A 15,662-nucleotide genomic window follows, 5' to 3' on the forward strand; every position below is an offset into this window, starting at 1 on the left:
ACCGGTGACCGCGCCCGCGTTGGCGACCCGGCACCAGGTCATCCTGTGCTCCGACCCCGCCCGCGTGATCGCCAAGCTGTTCGTTCCCGGCGAGGACGCCGCGGTGGTGCACACCCGCGCATCCCCGCGCAGCACCGCCGCGACCTTCTCGCGGCCGGCCTCGCCGAGCGCAGGAGACCTTGGAACAGCTGCGGCGCACCAACGCCCGCCGGATCCCCTACGGATCCAGCGACACCCGCATCGGCTTCGCCACCGTGCCCGTCGCAGGACTCCTCGACGCCATGGTCCCGATGGTGCGCTGAACGGTACCCACCGGGCGGGTCGGCCGGTCCGGCGCCTCAGCGGGCCGCGTGTTCCTCGCGGGCCGGAGCGCCCACCTGATGCAGGTACCGCAGCGCCTGCCGGTAGGACGTGGTGAGGCTGGTCTCTTCATAGGACACCCCGAGCTCGGCGCAGTACGCCCGCACGATCGGCTGGGCCCTGCGCAGGTTCGGGGTCGGCATGCCGGGGAACAGGTGGTGCTCGATCTGGTAGTTCAGGCCGCCCAGGGCCGCGTCGGTGAGCCAGCCGCCGCGGACGTTGCGGGAGGTGAGCACCTGCTTGCGCAGAAAGTCCTCGTCGCCCGTCGGGTGCGGCATTCCCTTGTGGTTGGGGGCGAAGGTCATGCCGAGGTAGACGCCGAACAGCCCCTGGTGGACCAGCAGGAAGGCGACAACCTGCAGGGGCGAGAGGACGAACAGCAGGGCGGACAGGTACGCGACCGCGTGCACGATCAGCAACGCGCTCTCCAGGCGGGGGCGTTTGACCGTGCCGTCGCGCAGCGCCCTGACGCTGGACACCTTCAGGTCGACGGCGAGCAGGGTGAGCAGCGGGAAGAACAGGGCGGCCTGGTGCCGGGTGATGAATCCCTTCAGCCCGCGCCGGCCCAGGGCCGACTCCGTGGCCCAGATGAGCACCTCGGGTGCGACGTCTGGGTCGAGGTCGTCGTGGTTGGGGTTGTTGTGGTGACGGGTGTGCTTGTCCATCCACCAGCCGTAGCTCATCCCGATGCCGAGGTTGCCGGCGACCAGTCCGGCGATGTCGCCGGGGCGCCTGGTCCGGAAGACCTGGCGGTGGGCCAGGTCGTGTCCGATGAGCCCGACCTGGGTGAACGTGACGGCGAGGAAGGCCGCTGTCACCATCTGCCACCACGACGATCCGACGAGGAAGAACGCGGTCCACCCGCCGGCGAACATCAGGGTGACGACGCTCATCCGGACGAGGTAGTAGGCGGGCCGCCGCTTCATCAGCCCCTCACCGGTGATCCGGCGGGACAGGACGGCGAAGTCACTGCCCGTTCTGGTCGGCGGTGGCGGCAGGGTAATCGTCATGTCCCCATCGAACCGCCTGCGGGCCGGCCCGTCAGGAGCACTACGACCTGCGGCATGGTGGTGCTGGCACCACCGGTCACCTCCGTGCCGCAGGGCACTATGAGACCTGTGGACATCGCCGCGATGGGAGCACGACTGGGGCGCTGGGCGCACCGCGGACTGCGCGGCGCCCTCAGCGGCCTGGCCGCGATGGGGCTGGCCTTCACCAACCTGCCGTTGCTGGCCGTCTCATTTGTCGCCTTCGCCCTGGCGCCGGTGCCGTTCCTCGGCCTGGCGTTGGTGCCGTGGACGATGACCCTCGTCCGGATGCGCACCGACCTGGAGCGCAGACGCGCGTCACGAACCGGGATCCTGGTGACCCGCCCGTATCAACCGCGCCCGGAACGGGCCGTGGCCGGCGGCTGGCCGCACTTCCGGTGGACCGTGACCGACCCGGCGACCTGGCGGGACCTGGCCTGGCTGGCGCCGGGTGCGCTGGTCGGCTTCGGGCTCGGGCTGGTCGGCGTGCTGGTGCCGTTGTACGGGCTCGCGGGTGTGACGCTCCTGCCGTTCTGGATCTGGCTCGGCACCGGCTGGTACGGCTACGGCGCCACCCTGGCCGTCGACACCTGGCCCGCCGTTCTGCTCTGCCTGCCCGAGGGCGCCGCCGTTCTCGTGGGCGGCCTGTGGTTGGCCCCGTGGCTGCGCCGCGTCGACGCCCACTTCGCCAAACTCTTCCTCGCGCCCACCAGGGCCGCCGAGCTGCGGCTGCGCGTCACCCAGCTGACGGTCACCCGCGCGGACACGGTCGACGCCCAGGCGGCCGAGCTGCGGCGCATCGAACGCGACCTGCACGACGGCGTCCAGGCCCGGCTCGCCTCGCTGAGCATGACGATCGGCCTGGCCGACAAGCTCATCGACCGCGACCCCGCACAGGCCCACAAACTGCTCGACGAAGCCCGCGAGTCCAGCCACACCGCGCTGGTCGAGCTGCGGCATCTGATCCGCGGCATCCACCCTCCGGTTCTCGCCGAGCGCGGACTCGGCGGCGCGATCCGCGCACTGGCGCTGAGCCTGCCGATGCCGATCACCCTCGACATCGACCTTCCCGGTCGGCCGGACACACCCGTCGAGTCCGCGGCGTACTTCGCCGTCGCCGAGACGCTGACCAACATGATCCGGCACAGCCGTGCCCACAGCGGATCGGTATTCATCCGGCACGCGGACGGCGCGCTTACCATGGTCGTCACCGACGACGGTGGCGGCGGCGCCGACCCGACCGCCGGGACCGGCCTGGGTGGCATCACACGACGACTCGCCGCGTTCGACGGCACCTTCGCGTTGTCGAGCCCGCCCGGCGGGCCCACCGTCATCACCATGGAGGTGCCGTGCGCGTTGTCATCGCCGAGGACCATGCCCTCCTCCGGTACGGACTGACCCGGCTCCTGGACGCCTTCGACTTCGACGTCGTCGCCGCCGTCGACAACGGCCCGGAGCTGCTACCGGCCCTCGTCACCCATCGGCCCGAAGTGGCGATCATCGACGTCCGCCTCCCACCGACCTTCACCGACGAAGGCCTACAGGCGGCGATCGCGGCCCGCACCGAACTGCCTGGTCTGCCCGTCCTGATGCTCTCGCAGCACGTCGAACCGCTCTATGCCCGCGAACTGCTCGCGACCCCGAACGGCGGGGTCGGCTATCTGCTCAAGGACCGCGTGTCCAACGTCGACGACTTCATCGACGCCGTCCGGCGGGTCGCCGCCGGCGGTACCGCCATGGACCCCGAGGTGATCACGCAGCTCTTCGCCCGCAGAGAACCCCTGGCGGTACTGACCGCGCGGGAACGCGAGGTGCTCGGCGAGGTGGCGCAGGGCCGGTCCAACGCCGCGGTCGCGACAAAGCTCGGCATCACCGAGAAAGCCGTGAGCAAGCACATCAACAACATTCTCACCAAGCTGCACATGCCGCCCTCGGACGACGACAACCGCCGGGTCCTCGCCGTCCTCGCTTACCTCAACGCCTGAACGCGAGGATCCCGTCCAGGTGTTGGCTGCGGTTGCGGATCTGTGACATAGCCGGCCGGACACCGAACAGACTCGCACTTGATCATCTTCCATCGCCGATTACGGCGGTCAGGGCGTGGCTGAGCCAGTAGCGGCGGCCGGTAAGAATGGCCCGCTCCTGCGCACTTCTCGGTGAGGGAGCAACCTCCGCCACCGAGAGGGGAGCCAGTGACAGAGATCGACCCACGAAGACGGTTCACCGCGATGTACGACGCGCACTACGCGCGGGTGTACGCCTACGCGGTCAGCCGGGCCGGGCGGCAACTGGCCGACGACATCGTCAGCGAGACGTTTCTCGTGGCGTGGCGGCGGTTGGCCGACGCGCCGGACGTGCCGTTGCCGTGGTTGCTGGGCATCGCCCGCAACGTGGTCCGTGAGCGTTACCGCGCCGAGGTCCGGCAGGTGAGCATCGCCGAGGAGATGCGCGCCTGGACCGACGACGCCGAGGACGACGTGGCCGACGCGGTGGTCGACCGGGCGGTGACGCTCGCGGCGCTGGGCAGATTGAGCGACGACGACCGTGAGCTGCTGACCCTGATCGCCTGGCACGGGTTGTCGCCCCGCGAGGCCGCCCGGGTCGTCGGTTGCTCGACGGCCACGTACTTCGTCCGGCTGCACCGCGCCCGGAAACGGCTGCAACAGGCACTGCAACAGGCACCGCAACAGGCACTGTCCACCGGGGCGCAGGCCGCTCGTCCCGCCCGTATCACGTTCCCGTCCGAGGAGTTCAGCCGATGAGCGTCCAGCACGACGTCATGAGAACCCTGGCCGAGGCCCGGCCCGCCCGGCTCGACCCCGGCCACGACGCGCGCCGGGTCGACCCGTCCGACATCATGTCCCATTCCCGGGCGGCCGTTGCGGGCGGCGCGCACCGGCGCACCCGCCGGTGGGCGCTCGCCGTCGGCGTGCCCGCGGTCGCGGCGGCCGCGGTGTTCGTCGGGGTCGGCGGGTTCGACGAGGCGTCCCGCACAGCGTCCCGGGAAGAGGGGACGCACGCCGACGGTCGGACCGGCACCACGAACACCGACCGGCCGCCAACCTCGTCCCGTGAACTGTTCCTGGCCGCGGCCGACCGTAACCTGGCCGCCGCCGCGACCGGCGGGCGCTACTGGGCCCTCAAGGCCGAGCACGGCGAGGCGCGCACGAAAGGACCGGCGAACCGGCCGTACGACATCATGATCCGCCGGTACACCGAGGAGTGGCAGCCCGTGCGCGCCGGCGACGCGACGGTCGTCGCGGGCCAGTACCTCGGGGCCGCGCCGATCACCGACGCCGACAAGGCCGCCTGGCAGGCCGACGGCGCACCGACCCGGTGGACGGAGTCGGCGCCGGGAATGGACCCGGTCGTCATCGACGCCGCGGCCGAACCTAAGTACGCCCGGCCGATCCAGGACGCCACGCGCGAGGCGACCTACCCCCTCGGGGGCGCCACCGTGACCGTGGCACAGCTGGCCGCGCTACCCACCGATCCGGCCGCGTTGAAGACGGCGCTGCTCGCACTGTTCCGGCAACAGGGCGTCACCGAACCGGACGACTACGCCCTGTTCTGGACCGGGGCCCACCTGGTCTCCGACCTGCCGGTACCGACCCAGCTCCGGGCGGCCTCCTACCGGATGCTGGCCGACGTCACCGGCGTGACACTGCTCGGCCCGGCCACCGACCAGCACGGCCGCGCCGGTGTCGCGGTCGGCTACACCAGAACCGGTGACGAGGGACGCCGCAGCCAGACCAGGCTGATCATCGACCCGAAGACCGGCCAGGCCCTGGCCCAGGAATCCTGGGACGTCGCGGCGCAGAAGCTGACGGGTTACACGCTGATACTGACCGCCATCTTCACCGACGAGACCCCACCGACCGATCTCCCCACCCGGCCGGCACGCCAATAGGCTTCATCCACTGTGGACCGGGCGCGGAGCCGTCCGGTCCACACCGGCTTCAGGGCCTTCTTGCTGGTCGACCGGCTCGAACCGGCCACGGCGCTGGTCAGAGCAATGTCGGCCGCCGAGGACCGACAGCCCGATGAGGCCGGCGATGTCGTACGGGCGCATCGGGCCGATGCGAACCGAAGCACTCCTCCGCCTCAGTGGCGACCTGGGTCGGGACCATGAACCACGACTCCAGCATCGCGGACACTCTGGCGGCGATCCCGGGGTCGGACCAGCCAACCGCGACCGTCTCCTGATTCAGCAGCTGACGCACATCGATGACCGACTCGTCGCTCATGCTGCTCGCCGTACCGGCGGACAGGATGGGGACTTTCTCGCTAACGGTGTTTCCGGCGTGGTCTTCCAGAAGATTTCAGGGGCACCTACCCGATCTTGCTGCTGCACGAGAGTTCCTCAGGCCTTACGGAGTTGATTTCCTGTGACCGAGTCGCTGGTGCCACCCGATCTGCTGGCCGCGCTGCCTCTTCCGTGGCGGATCGCCGACCTGGTCGAACGGGGCCACGCCATGAGGAAGACGGCACCGACTCCCGAGAACCGGAGCGTGGCGTTGTCCGCATTGGCTGCCTGCCTCGCTTACGGCGTCGAGGCCAAAGCCCGGTATGGCGACGACCCCGACTGGGGCCTACCGCCAGAGCTTCACGACGACTATTCGTTCGTCGTGTACAACACCCTCAGGGAATGGATGCCGACCCTGGCTGAAGTGACCCGGGAGACCGTACGCGAATGGGCCCAGACGAACATCGACGCACCGGCGATGTTCGGTGCCGCATGGACCACGCCACCACAGAACTTCATCGACAACATCGCCCGGATGTGGGTATACGGAATCGCCGTCGGGGCATGCGAGCACCTGATCCAGTGGTTCCGCGAGGTGGCGCGCGACCACCTGACCGATCAGCACCGCGCGCAGGTGGTCCAGCTACTCAAGGACGCCACACCGCAACTGTCATGGCGCCGCGCGATCGTGACGATCCCCGCCATCCTGGACCTTGGCGGCCCGTCACAGCGAGGCTACTTCGACCAGCTGGCGAACGACCCGACCGTACCCGAGAAAACCCGCGAGACGGCGGCGAGCAAGCGTTGGCTCATCGACCGGGGATAACCGACCGACCTGACCCTCGATCCCACCGGACAGTGGCCAGATGCGCGTCCGCGATGCGCCATCGGCCCACCTTGCCCATCGATTCAGCCGGATAGGTACGGAGGACCCAGGCGGGCCATCTGCTCGATTGATAGGCGCCTGGCCCGGTCAACGCCTGTTCATGACGCCTACGCGGCCTGCCTGGGCACGTTACAGAATCCGCGGGCGTCGTCCCGCGCCCGTGACGCGCCGAGGGCGGGTGGTACGGGCCTCACGTTTCCGAATCCCGGCCATGTCCCGCGGCGCCCGGGCTGTGTGCCGGAGCGAGGTTCGCTCGGGCGAGGGTGTCCACCCGGATCGCCTGGTCCCGGGTCTGATCGACGCGGGAGGCGTTGGCGACAGCGACACGGGTAATGGAACGCCTGTGACGAAGACGGTTCTGGTCAGTGGCGCGTCCGGTTTCATCGGCTCGCACGTGGCGGCGCGCCTGGTCGAGGGGAACTACCGGGTGCGGGCCATGACCCGCAACCCCGACAACTACCACGGCGCCGGTGAGCCGGTCGAGGCGGACGTGTCCGATCCCGGCACGCTGGCGGCGGCGTTCACCGGGGTCGACGTGGCCTACTACCTGGTGCACTCGCTGGGGTCGGACGACTTCGAACAGCGCGACGCCCACGCCGCCCGTCACTTCGCCGAGGCGGCGGCCGCGGCCCGGGTGGAGCGGATCATCTATCTCGGCGGTCTCGGCGCGAACGACGACACCCTGTCGGCGCACCTGCGCTCCCGCCGGGAGGTCGAGAAGATCCTCAGATCAGGACCGGTACCGGTGACGGTGCTGCGGGCCGCGGTGGTCATCGGCCACGGCGGCATCTCCTGGGAGATGACCCGCCAGCTCGCCGATCGGTTGCCGGCGATGGTGACGCCACGCTGGGTGCGCACCCGGACCCAGCCGATCGCCCTGCGTGACGCTGTGCGGTACCTCGTCGGGGTGCTGGAGCCGGCCGAGGCGCGGGGCGCCACGTTCGAGATCGGCGGCCCGGAGGTGCTGAGCTACCTGGAGATGTTGCAGCGGGTGGCCAGGGTTCGCGGTCGTCGTCTGCCCAACGTGACGGTGCCGCTGCTGACGCCGCGGTTGTCGTCGGCGTGGTTGAAGTTCGTCACCGACGTCGACACGGCGACGGCCCGCAACCTCGTCGACTCGATGACCACCGAGGTGGTCGTGCGCGACGACGCCATCACCCGGGTCGTGCCCGGCGCACCGATCGGGTACGACGAGGCGGTGCGGATAGCGCTGGCCGACCGGGAACGGGCCGCCGCGGACGACCGGTCGAGGGCGGTGCGATGACGTCGCAGTGGTGGCGGCGGACGTTAGGGCCCTCACTCATCGACCGCGTCGAACGCGACCACCTCCAGACCGACGGAGAGTTCCGTCGGCGCCGCGTCGTGGTCGTCGTCACCCTGATCGCCGGCGCCGTTCTGCTGGGAGTCTCGTTGTCGGTGCGTCCCGGCGACGATGTCTTCTACCTGCTGACCGCGTCCGTCGCGCTCACCTGGATCGGCGGGGCGCTGCTGTCGGGCCCGCTGCACCTGGGCCACGTACCTTTTCGGGACCGGCTGCGGCGCCCGGTCGTCACTCCGATCGTGACCGGTCTCGTGCTGGCCGCCGTTTTCGTGGCCGGGTCGCTCGTCGTCCGTGAGCTGGAGCCGTTGCGTGATCTGGTCAACAGCGTGCTGGCCCACGCCCGGTACGGTGCCGTCGTGCCGATCGTGGCCGTCACGGTGCTCAACGGCGTCGCCGAGGAGGTGTTCTTCCGGGGCGCGCTGTTCGCGGCGATCGGCCGGCGTCACGCCGTCACCATCTCCACCGTCGTCTACGCGGCGGCGACACTCGCGACCGGCAACCTGATGCTGGTGTTCGCCGCGTTCCTGCTCGGGCTCGTCCTGGGCCTGCAACGACGGGCGTCCGGTGGTGTCCTGGCCCCGATCCTGACCCACATCACCTGGTCGACCACGATGCTGTTCGCGTTGCCCGCCCTGATCGGCCGGTGACACACGCCGGTGCCGGCGGCAGGCGCCGGCCGCGACACGGCAAACCGGTGCTCACTCCGCGGCCGCGGCGACCTCCCGGGCCCACTCCAGGTCGGCCTTGCCCGCCGGGCTGCGCCGTAGTTCCGGCAACACCACCACGCGCCGGGGCTGCTTGTGGTCGGCCAGGTGCCGCCCGACGAACGAGCGCACCTCGTCGGTGGTCACGCCCTCGTCGGCGGCGACCACCGCGACGATGCGATGCCCCCAGCGCTCGTCGGGCACCCCCACCACCATCGCGTCGCGGATCGCCGGATGCCGGCAGATGACCTGCTCGACCTCCTCGGCGAACACCTTCTCGCCGCCGGTGTTGATGATCCCGCTGCCGCGACCCTTGAAGACCAGTGCGCCGTCGGCCTCCAGGCTCGCGAGGTCGCCGGGAACCACGTACCGCTGGCCGTCGATGACCCGGAACGTGCGCGCGCTGGCGGCTTCGTTGCCCAGATAGTGGATGTGGTCGTCGGTCGGCGCGGCGAGCACACCGACCTGTCCGGAGCCGGGCGCCACGTCGCGGCCGTCGTCACCGATCAGCCGGGCCCGCGGGGCGAGGGTGAACCGCGCGGTGGTGACCGGGTCGCCCCGCCGGGTGACCGCCAGCGCGAACGGGCCACCCTCCGACGCGACGATGGAGTCGTAGCAGGCGAAGTCGCCGTGCGCCAGCAACCGCTCCTTGACCTCGGCGCTGAACGTGAGGCCTACGCTGCGCAGCCGGCGCAGGTGCGACAGGTCGTACGGACGGCCGGCGGCGGCCGCCGCGTCGAGTTCGTCGGCGAGCGGACGCGCGAACACGTCGCCGACGAGTCCGATGTCGGTGACCCGGTGCCGGTCGAGCAGCGTGGCCGCCTCGACCGGATCGTACGAGCGGCCGGCCATGTACACCACGGTTCCCGCGCCGAACAGGGTGGCCAGCGTGTTGTAGATGCCGGAACCGTGCATCAGCGGGGCGAACGGCAGGCAGACGAGTCGGTCGTCGCCGTCGCGGATGCGGCGGGTCACCGTGACGAGTTCGGTCAGTGTTTGCGGGACCGGTAGGCCGCGTACCGTGTAGCCGCTCTGCTCGCACACCCTGAACACCCACGAGTGCCGGGCGAGCACGCCCTTCGGCTGCCCCGTGGTGCCGCCGGTGTAGAGCAGCCACTCGTCGTCACCGCGGACGCGCCGCGGCAGCGGCGGGCCGGACACCGCTTCCGCGTACGCGGTGGCGGCCAGCGGATTGTCCACTGTAGACAGCTGTACGAACGTGTGCATCCCGTGCGCCGTCGCGGCGACACGGTGGGCCAGCATCGGGTCGAGAACCATCGCGCGCACGCCGGCGTCCTGGAACACATGCCGGAGTTCGGTCTCCTTGTACCGGTAGTTCACGTTCACCGGTACGGCGCGCAGCTTGAGGATCGCGAACAGGCTCTCGACGTACTCGATTCCGTTGAACAGCGAGATGGCGACCCGGTCGCCGGCCCGGACTCCGCGCCCGTCGAGGAATCCGGCCAGGCGCGCGGCGCGGTCGTCGAAGTCGTACCACGAACGGATACGGTCGCCGTGCACGAGCGCCGGACGGTCACCCAGCTCGTCGGAGACGGTCTCCAGAACGGTGGCGAGATTCTCCTTCACGACTGCCCGTCCAGGCCGAGCAGACGGATGGCGTTGCCTTTCAACAGGTCCGGGCGTACCTCGTCACGGATCCCGGCGGCCGGCAGGTCGGCCAGCCACCGGTCGGGTGTGATGACCGGGAAGTCCGAGCCGAACAGCACCTTGTTCCTCAGCAGCGTGTTGGCGTACCGCACCAGGTTCGGCGGGAAGTACTTCGGTGACCATCCGGACAGGTCGATGTAGACGTCCCTCTTGTGCATCGCCACCGCCAGCGCCTCGTCCTGCCACGGAAACGACGGATGCGCGAGAATGATCCTCATGGTCGGGAAGTCGACCGCGACGTCGTCCACGTGCATCGGGTTGCCGTACTTCAGCCGTACCCCGCCGCCGCCCCGCGTGCCGGCACCGACGCCCGTCTGTCCACTGTGGAACAAGGCGATCAGCCCGTGTTCCTCCATCACCTCGTAGAGCGGGTAGGCCACCCGGTCGTTCGGGAAGAACTCCTGGGTGTTGGGGTGGAACTTCACGCCCCGGATCCCGTGGTTCTCCGCGAGCCGGCGCAGCTCCCGCACACCGGCCCCGCCCCTGGCCGGGTCGATGCTGGCGAACGGGATCACCACGTCGGCGTGCCCGGCGGCAAGCTCGGCGACCTCTTCGTTCGAGGGGCCGGTGGCGCGCTTCACGGAGTCCACGGTGAACACCACGCAGGCCATCCGCCGCTGCCGGTAGTAGTCGGCGATCTCGGGCACGGAGTACCCGCGCACCGGACCCGACCGGAAGTACCCCGCCATCTCGCCGAGGCGTTCGTCGTCGCTCCCGACGGCCCGCGCGGACCTGTGGACGTGCACGTGGACGTCGATCGCCGTGATGCCTTCGAGATCGATCGTCACCGCTTCTCCAGGTGCGGCCGGATCCCGTCGGCGAACGCGTCGGCGATGGCCTCGGCGGTCCAGCCGCCTTCACGGTTGGCCGCGAACGCCTCGCGCGGATGGGCCCACACGCTGAGCCGGTCGCCGCCGGCACCGAGGTACTGGCCGGTGACGTCGGCCGCCGCGTCGGAGGCGAGGAACACCACGAGCGGCGCGACGTCGTCGACCGTTCCGAGCCCGCCACGGCGCATCGCCGCCGGGACCGCCTCACCGGCCTCCACCGCAGCGACGACCTCGGCCAGCCCCGGAATGGTCGCGGCCATCCGGGTCAGCGCCATCGGCACCACCGCGTTGACGGTGACGCCGAGCTTGGCGCACTCCACCGACCACACCCGTACCAGGGCGATGACGGCCGCCTTGGCCGCCGCGTACGCGGTCTGGCCGAAGGTGCCCCGCTGGCCGGCCGGCGACCCGACCAGGATGAGCCGCCCGCCGTCACCCTGCTCGCGGAACCGGGCGACGGCGGCCCGGCCGCACGTGAACGTGCCGCGCAGGTGGCTGTCGACCACGAGGTCGAAATCGTCGTCGGTCATCTTGCCGAGCGTGCGGTCGCGCAGCGCGCCGGCATTGGTGCACATGACGTCGAGCCGCCCGAACCCGGTGACCGCCGTTGTCACGAGGGCGTCCGCCACCTCGGCGGTGCCGACGGCACCGACCTGCACCGCGGCGCGGCCACCACCATCCACAATGGACTTCACCGCCTGCCTGGCCGCGTCGCCGTCGACATCGTTGACGACCACCGCCGCCCCGGCCGCGGCCAGCGCCCGCGCGTACGCCAGCCCGAGCCCCCGTCCGGCACCGGTGACCACGGCTACCTTCCCGTCCAGTCGCATGTGTGGTGATTTCCTTCCCGCATGTACCCACGGGGCCTCGTCGTCGCCACGTGCCGTGGATCGCCGTCGGGCCGGCCCCGACCACGATCGCGATGCTATCCCGCGTCGGGGTGCCCGAAAGTGAACGTCGTCGCTCCCCGGAAGCCGGTGGGGCGAACCCGAACCGCTCGACCGGCACAGTGCCGGTCGATATCCTGTTGCCTCATCGGCCCGGACGGTTCGGTTGCCGTCCACAGCGGCAGCGCATGGAGGATTGGCGATGGCGACCGGTGCCCGGGCTCCGACCGCGTCCACTGAGGAGGACCGCGCCAGGGCGATCTGCGCGATCGACCCGCAACTCCGGCGCATCCGCCCGTTGGAGACTGTCACCGCGGCGATCCGGAGGCCCGACCTGTCGCTGGCGGAGCTCCTCACCACCGTCATGGAGGCCTACGCCGACCGGCCCGCGGCCGGCGAGCGCGCCCGCGAGGTGGTCCGCGACCCCGTGACCGGCCGCCGTTCGGTGCGCCTGCTCCCGCGGTTCGACACGGTGACCTACGGCGACCTGTGGTCCCGGGTCCGCGCCCTCATGGCCGACCTGCACCACGACGGTGCCGCGCCGCTCGCCGCCGGCGGGTTCATGGCGATCCTCGGCTTCGGCAGCATCGATTTCATGACCGTCGACCTGGCGTGCATGGGTCTCGGAGCGGTGCTCGTACCGCTGTCCTCCGCCGCGTCGCCCGCCCAGCTCGCGCCCATCGTCGCCGAGACCGGCCCGCGGGTGCTGGCCACCGGCCTGGCGCAGCTCGACACGGCGGTGACGTGCGCGATGGACAGCGGGTCGGTACGCCGGGTGCTGGTGTTCGACTACGACGACCGGGTCGACGACCAGCGGGAGCGCCTGGACGCCGCCCGCGCGCGGCTGGCCGCCGCCGGCGCGCCGATCGCGCTCGCCCCGCTGTCGGAGCTGGTCGAGCACGGCCGCACCCTGCCGGAGGTACCGCTGTACTCCGCCGGGCCGGGCGGGAATCCGCTCCGGCTGCTCGTCTACACGTCCGGGAGCACCGGCACGCCCAAGGGGTCGATGCGCCTGGAGAGCACGGTCCGTGGCACGTTCGTCGGGCCGTCACCCACCCCCGCGTACCTGCCGCTGATCACCCTCAACTACCTGCCGTTGAGCCACGGGGCCGGGCGCATGGTTCTCCTGGGGACCCTGGGCGCCGGCGGCACCTGCCACTTCACCGCGCGCAGCGACCTGTCCACGTTCTTCGAGGACCTGGCACTGGTCCGCCCGACCGACCTGCTGCTGGTACCGCGTGTCTGCGACATGTTCTTCCAGCGGTACCACAGCGAGCTGGAGCGCCGGGTCGCGGCGGGCGCGGACCGGACCGCGGCCGACCTCGAGGTACGAAGGGGCATCCGCGACGACGTCCTCGGCGGCCGGTTGCTGCGGATCGCCGTGGGCTCCGCTCCGCTGTCGGCCGAGATGACCGCGTTCATCGAATCCTGCGCCGATCAGGCGCTGCGGAACATCTACGCCTCCACCGAGGCCGGCCTCATCACCGTCGACGGCCGGGTGGTGCGCCCACCGGTCGTCGACTACAGGCTGGTCGACGTGCCGGAGCTGGGCTACCACCGCACCGACGTGCCGCATCCCCGCGGCGAGCTGCTACTCAAGAGCCGGAGCGTCACCCCCGGGTACTACAAGCGGCCGGACGCCACCGCCGAGGTCTTCGACGCCGACGGCTACTACCGCACCGGTGACATCATGGCCGAGGTCGGTCCGGACCGGCTGGTTTTCGCCGACCGTCGCAACAACGTGCTGAAGCTGTCGCAGGGCGAGTTCGTCGCCGTCGCGCGGCTGGAGGCGGTGTACGCCACGAGCCCGCTGGTACACCAGATCTACGTCTACGGCAACAGCGAGCGGGCCTACCTGCTGGCGGTGGTGGTACCGACCGCCGACGCGCTGGCCCGGTTCACCGACCCCGCCGAGCTCACCGCGGCCGTCCTGACCTCGTTGCGTGACCTCGCCCGGGCCGCCGACCTCCACCCCTACGAGATCCCCCGCGACATCGTCGTGGAGACCGAACCGTTCAGCACCGTGAACGGGCTGCTGTCGGACATCCGCAAGCAACTGCGCCACCGGCTGAAAGAGAAGTACGGTCCGCGCCTGGAGCAGGTGTACGCGCGGCTGGCCGAGCGGGAGGCGGCGGAGCTGTCCGCGTTGCGGCACGGTGGGCACGACCGACCGGTGCTGGAGACGCTGCGCCGTGCGGCGCAGGCGCTGCTCGGCGGATCGTCCGCCGAGATCAGCGCGGAGGCACCGTTCACCGACCTGGGTGGGGACTCGCTGACGGCGCTGTCCTACGCCACCCTGCTGAGCGACATCTTCGGCGTCGAGATACCCGTCGGGACCGTCCTCGGCCCGGCCGGCAACCTGAGCGCACTGGCGTCCTATGTGGACTCCGCACTGGCCTCCGGCGTCCGGCGCCCCACGTTCGCCACCGTGCACGGCGCGCACGCCTCGGAGGTCCGGGCCGCCGACCTGACCCTGGACCGGTTCGTCGACGCCGGCGTCATCGCCGCGGCGGCGGCCCCGCCGCCTCCGACCGGGCCGCCGCGCACCGTGCTGCTCACCGGCGCCACCGGGTACCTCGGTCGCTTCCTGTGCCTGGAGCTGTTGCGGTCGCTGGACCGTACCGGAGGCACGCTGGTCTGCCTCGTCCGTGGCGCGAGCGCCGGGGCCGCCGCCGGGCGCCTCGCCGCGGCGTTCGACAGCGGCGATCCCGAGCTGCTCGAGACGTACGGGCAGCTGGCCGACCGCCGTCTGGAGGTGCTGCCGGGCGACGTCAGCGAGCCGAACCTGGGGCTTCCCGCGGAGACATGGGACCGGCTGGCGGAGACCGTCGACCTGATCGTGCACGCGGGCGCGCTGGTCAACCACGTGCTGCCCTACGAGCGGTTGTTCGCTCCGAACGTGGCGGGGACGGCAGAGCTGATCCGCCTGGCGCTGACCACCCGGCTCACGCCGTTCGCGTACGTCTCCAGCGTCGCGGTCCTCACGACGGCCACCGGTACCCGCGAGGACGACGACATCCGCGTCACCAACCCGGTGCGGTCCCTGCACGCCGGTGGGTACGCCACCAGCAAATGGGCCGGTGAGGTGCTGCTGCGAGAGGCGCACGACCGGTGCGGACTACCGGTGACCTGCTTCCGCTCGGACATGATCCTGGCGCACCGCCACTACACCGGGCAGCTCAACGTGCCGGACATGTTCACCCGCCTGCTCCTGAGCATCGCGACCACCGGCCTGGCGCCACGGTCGTTCTACCGTGCCGACGACACGGGCCGGCACCGCTCCGGGCACTACGACGGGCTACCGGTCGACTTCACAGCCGCGGCCATCGCCGCCCTGGCGACCGGCACCACCTCCGGATACCGGACGTTCAACGTGGTCAACCCGCACGACGACGGCGCGTCCCTGGACGCGTTCGTCGACTGGCTCATCGACGCCGGGCTGCGCGTACACCGCGTCGAGGACTTCGCCACCTGGCGCACCCAGCTCGACACCGCCCTCCGGGCGCTGCCCGACCGGCAGCGGCGACGCTCGCTGCTCCCGCTGAAGCACGCGTACGCCACGCCCGCCGAACCGGTCGCCGGCTCCGCCACGTCCGCCGACCGGTTCCGCGCCGCGGTGCGGGACGCGGGAATCGGCCCCGGGCGGGACATCCCGCACATCACCCCCGAACTCATCACCAAGTACGTCACGGACCTGCGGCATCTCGGCCTGCTCTGACGGTTCCTCCACGC

Annotated in this window: 13 protein-coding genes; 9 read left to right on the forward strand and 4 right to left on the reverse strand. The window is 71.0% G+C overall.

The genetic code is table 11. The features are described from left to right. Positions 1–179 precede the first annotated feature (179 nt). Positions 180–302 carry a hypothetical protein gene (locus tag Voc01_RS54340; RefSeq protein ID WP_275423830.1) on the forward strand — a complete coding sequence of 41 codons (123 nt, stop codon included), beginning with the start codon at positions 180–182 and terminating at the stop codon, positions 300–302. A 36-nt stretch (positions 303–338) separates the two neighbouring features. Here the strand turns inward: Voc01_RS54340 and Voc01_RS46945 are convergent, their stop codons facing one another. Beyond that, positions 339–1,370 carry a fatty acid desaturase family protein gene (locus Voc01_RS46945; RefSeq protein WP_203934289.1) on the reverse strand — a complete coding sequence of 344 codons (1,032 nt, stop codon included), beginning with the start codon at positions 1,368–1,370 and terminating at the stop codon, positions 339–341. A gap of 99 nt (positions 1,371–1,469) precedes the next feature. Between Voc01_RS46945 and Voc01_RS46950 the strand changes: the two genes are divergently transcribed. From Voc01_RS46950 to Voc01_RS46980, 7 genes are all read left to right on the forward strand, one after another. Beyond that, on the forward strand, positions 1,470–2,786 hold the full coding sequence (locus Voc01_RS46950; RefSeq protein ID WP_239161007.1) for a sensor histidine kinase: 1,317 nt from the start codon (positions 1,470–1,472) through the stop codon (positions 2,784–2,786). After that, complete coding sequence (locus Voc01_RS46955; protein ID WP_203934290.1) at positions 2,738–3,373, forward strand: response regulator transcription factor; 636 nt, start codon at positions 2,738–2,740, stop codon at positions 3,371–3,373. The genes Voc01_RS46950 and Voc01_RS46955 overlap by 49 nt, the downstream gene beginning before the upstream one ends. Before the next feature lie 207 nt (positions 3,374–3,580). After that, the gene (locus Voc01_RS46960) at positions 3,581–4,150 is read left to right on the forward strand and encodes an RNA polymerase sigma factor (protein ID WP_203934291.1); all 570 of its coding nucleotides are present in this window, start codon (positions 3,581–3,583) and stop codon (positions 4,148–4,150) included. Then, a complete protein-coding gene (locus Voc01_RS46965) occupies positions 4,147–5,298 on the forward strand; it encodes a CU044_5270 family protein (RefSeq protein ID WP_203934292.1) in 1,152 nt (383 codons plus the stop codon). Before Voc01_RS46960 ends, Voc01_RS46965 begins: the two co-directional genes overlap by 4 nt. A gap of 478 nt (positions 5,299–5,776) precedes the next feature. Next, complete coding sequence (locus tag Voc01_RS46970) at positions 5,777–6,460, forward strand: hypothetical protein (RefSeq protein WP_203934293.1); 684 nt, start codon at positions 5,777–5,779, stop codon at positions 6,458–6,460. Between the two features lie 403 nt (positions 6,461–6,863). Continuing rightward, positions 6,864–7,784, forward strand: coding sequence for an NAD(P)H-binding protein (locus tag Voc01_RS46975; protein WP_239161008.1), 921 nt, complete (start codon positions 6,864–6,866; stop codon positions 7,782–7,784). Further along, on the forward strand, positions 7,781–8,488 hold the full coding sequence (locus tag Voc01_RS46980) for a CPBP family intramembrane glutamic endopeptidase (RefSeq protein WP_203934295.1): 708 nt from the start codon (positions 7,781–7,783) through the stop codon (positions 8,486–8,488). The genes Voc01_RS46975 and Voc01_RS46980 overlap by 4 nt, the downstream gene beginning before the upstream one ends. Positions 8,489–8,539: 51 nt before the next feature. Here the strand turns inward: Voc01_RS46980 and Voc01_RS46985 are convergent, their stop codons facing one another. Genes Voc01_RS46985 through Voc01_RS46995 form a run of 3 tightly spaced genes read right to left on the reverse strand, consistent with a single transcriptional unit; the run spans position 8,540 to position 11,873 of the window. Then, entirely contained in the window at positions 8,540–10,132 is a 1,593-nt protein-coding gene (locus Voc01_RS46985; RefSeq protein ID WP_203934296.1) for an AMP-binding protein, read from the reverse strand. Beyond that, positions 10,129–11,001 (reverse strand): amidohydrolase family protein, encoded by an 873-nt coding sequence (locus Voc01_RS46990; protein ID WP_275423831.1) that lies wholly within the window; start codon positions 10,999–11,001, stop codon positions 10,129–10,131. The genes Voc01_RS46985 and Voc01_RS46990 overlap by 4 nt, the downstream gene beginning before the upstream one ends. Further along, positions 10,998–11,873: an SDR family NAD(P)-dependent oxidoreductase gene (locus tag Voc01_RS46995; RefSeq protein WP_203934297.1), complete on the reverse strand. Its 876-nt coding sequence runs from the start codon at positions 11,871–11,873 to the stop codon at positions 10,998–11,000. The genes Voc01_RS46990 and Voc01_RS46995 overlap by 4 nt, the downstream gene beginning before the upstream one ends. A gap of 259 nt (positions 11,874–12,132) precedes the next feature. On the opposite strand from Voc01_RS46995, the gene car reads away from it, so the two are divergent. Continuing rightward, positions 12,133–15,648 carry a carboxylic acid reductase gene (car, locus tag Voc01_RS47000; RefSeq protein ID WP_203934298.1) on the forward strand — a complete coding sequence of 1,172 codons (3,516 nt, stop codon included), beginning with the start codon at positions 12,133–12,135 and terminating at the stop codon, positions 15,646–15,648. Positions 15,649–15,662 lie beyond the last annotated feature (14 nt).

Source organism: Virgisporangium ochraceum, assembly GCF_016863655.1.
Lineage (GTDB): Bacteria > Actinomycetota > Actinomycetes > Mycobacteriales > Micromonosporaceae > Virgisporangium > Virgisporangium ochraceum.

Excerpts from the sequence above, each read along its gene's own strand:
- Voc01_RS46945 (WP_203934289.1), bottom strand. The coding sequence starts at position 1,370 with ATGACGATTACCCTGCCGCCACCGCCGACCAGAACGGGCAGTGACTTC.
- Voc01_RS46950 (WP_239161007.1), top strand. The coding sequence starts at position 1,470 with ATGAGACCTGTGGACATCGCCGCGATGGGAGCACGACTGGGGCGCTGG.
- Voc01_RS46965 (WP_203934292.1), top strand. The coding sequence starts at position 4,147 with ATGAGCGTCCAGCACGACGTCATGAGAACCCTGGCCGAGGCCCGGCCC.
- Voc01_RS46980 (WP_203934295.1), top strand. The coding sequence starts at position 7,781 with ATGACGTCGCAGTGGTGGCGGCGGACGTTAGGGCCCTCACTCATCGAC.
- Voc01_RS46995 (WP_203934297.1), bottom strand. The coding sequence starts at position 11,873 with ATGCGACTGGACGGGAAGGTAGCCGTGGTCACCGGTGCCGGACGGGGG.
- car (WP_203934298.1), top strand. The coding sequence starts at position 12,133 with ATGGCGACCGGTGCCCGGGCTCCGACCGCGTCCACTGAGGAGGACCGC.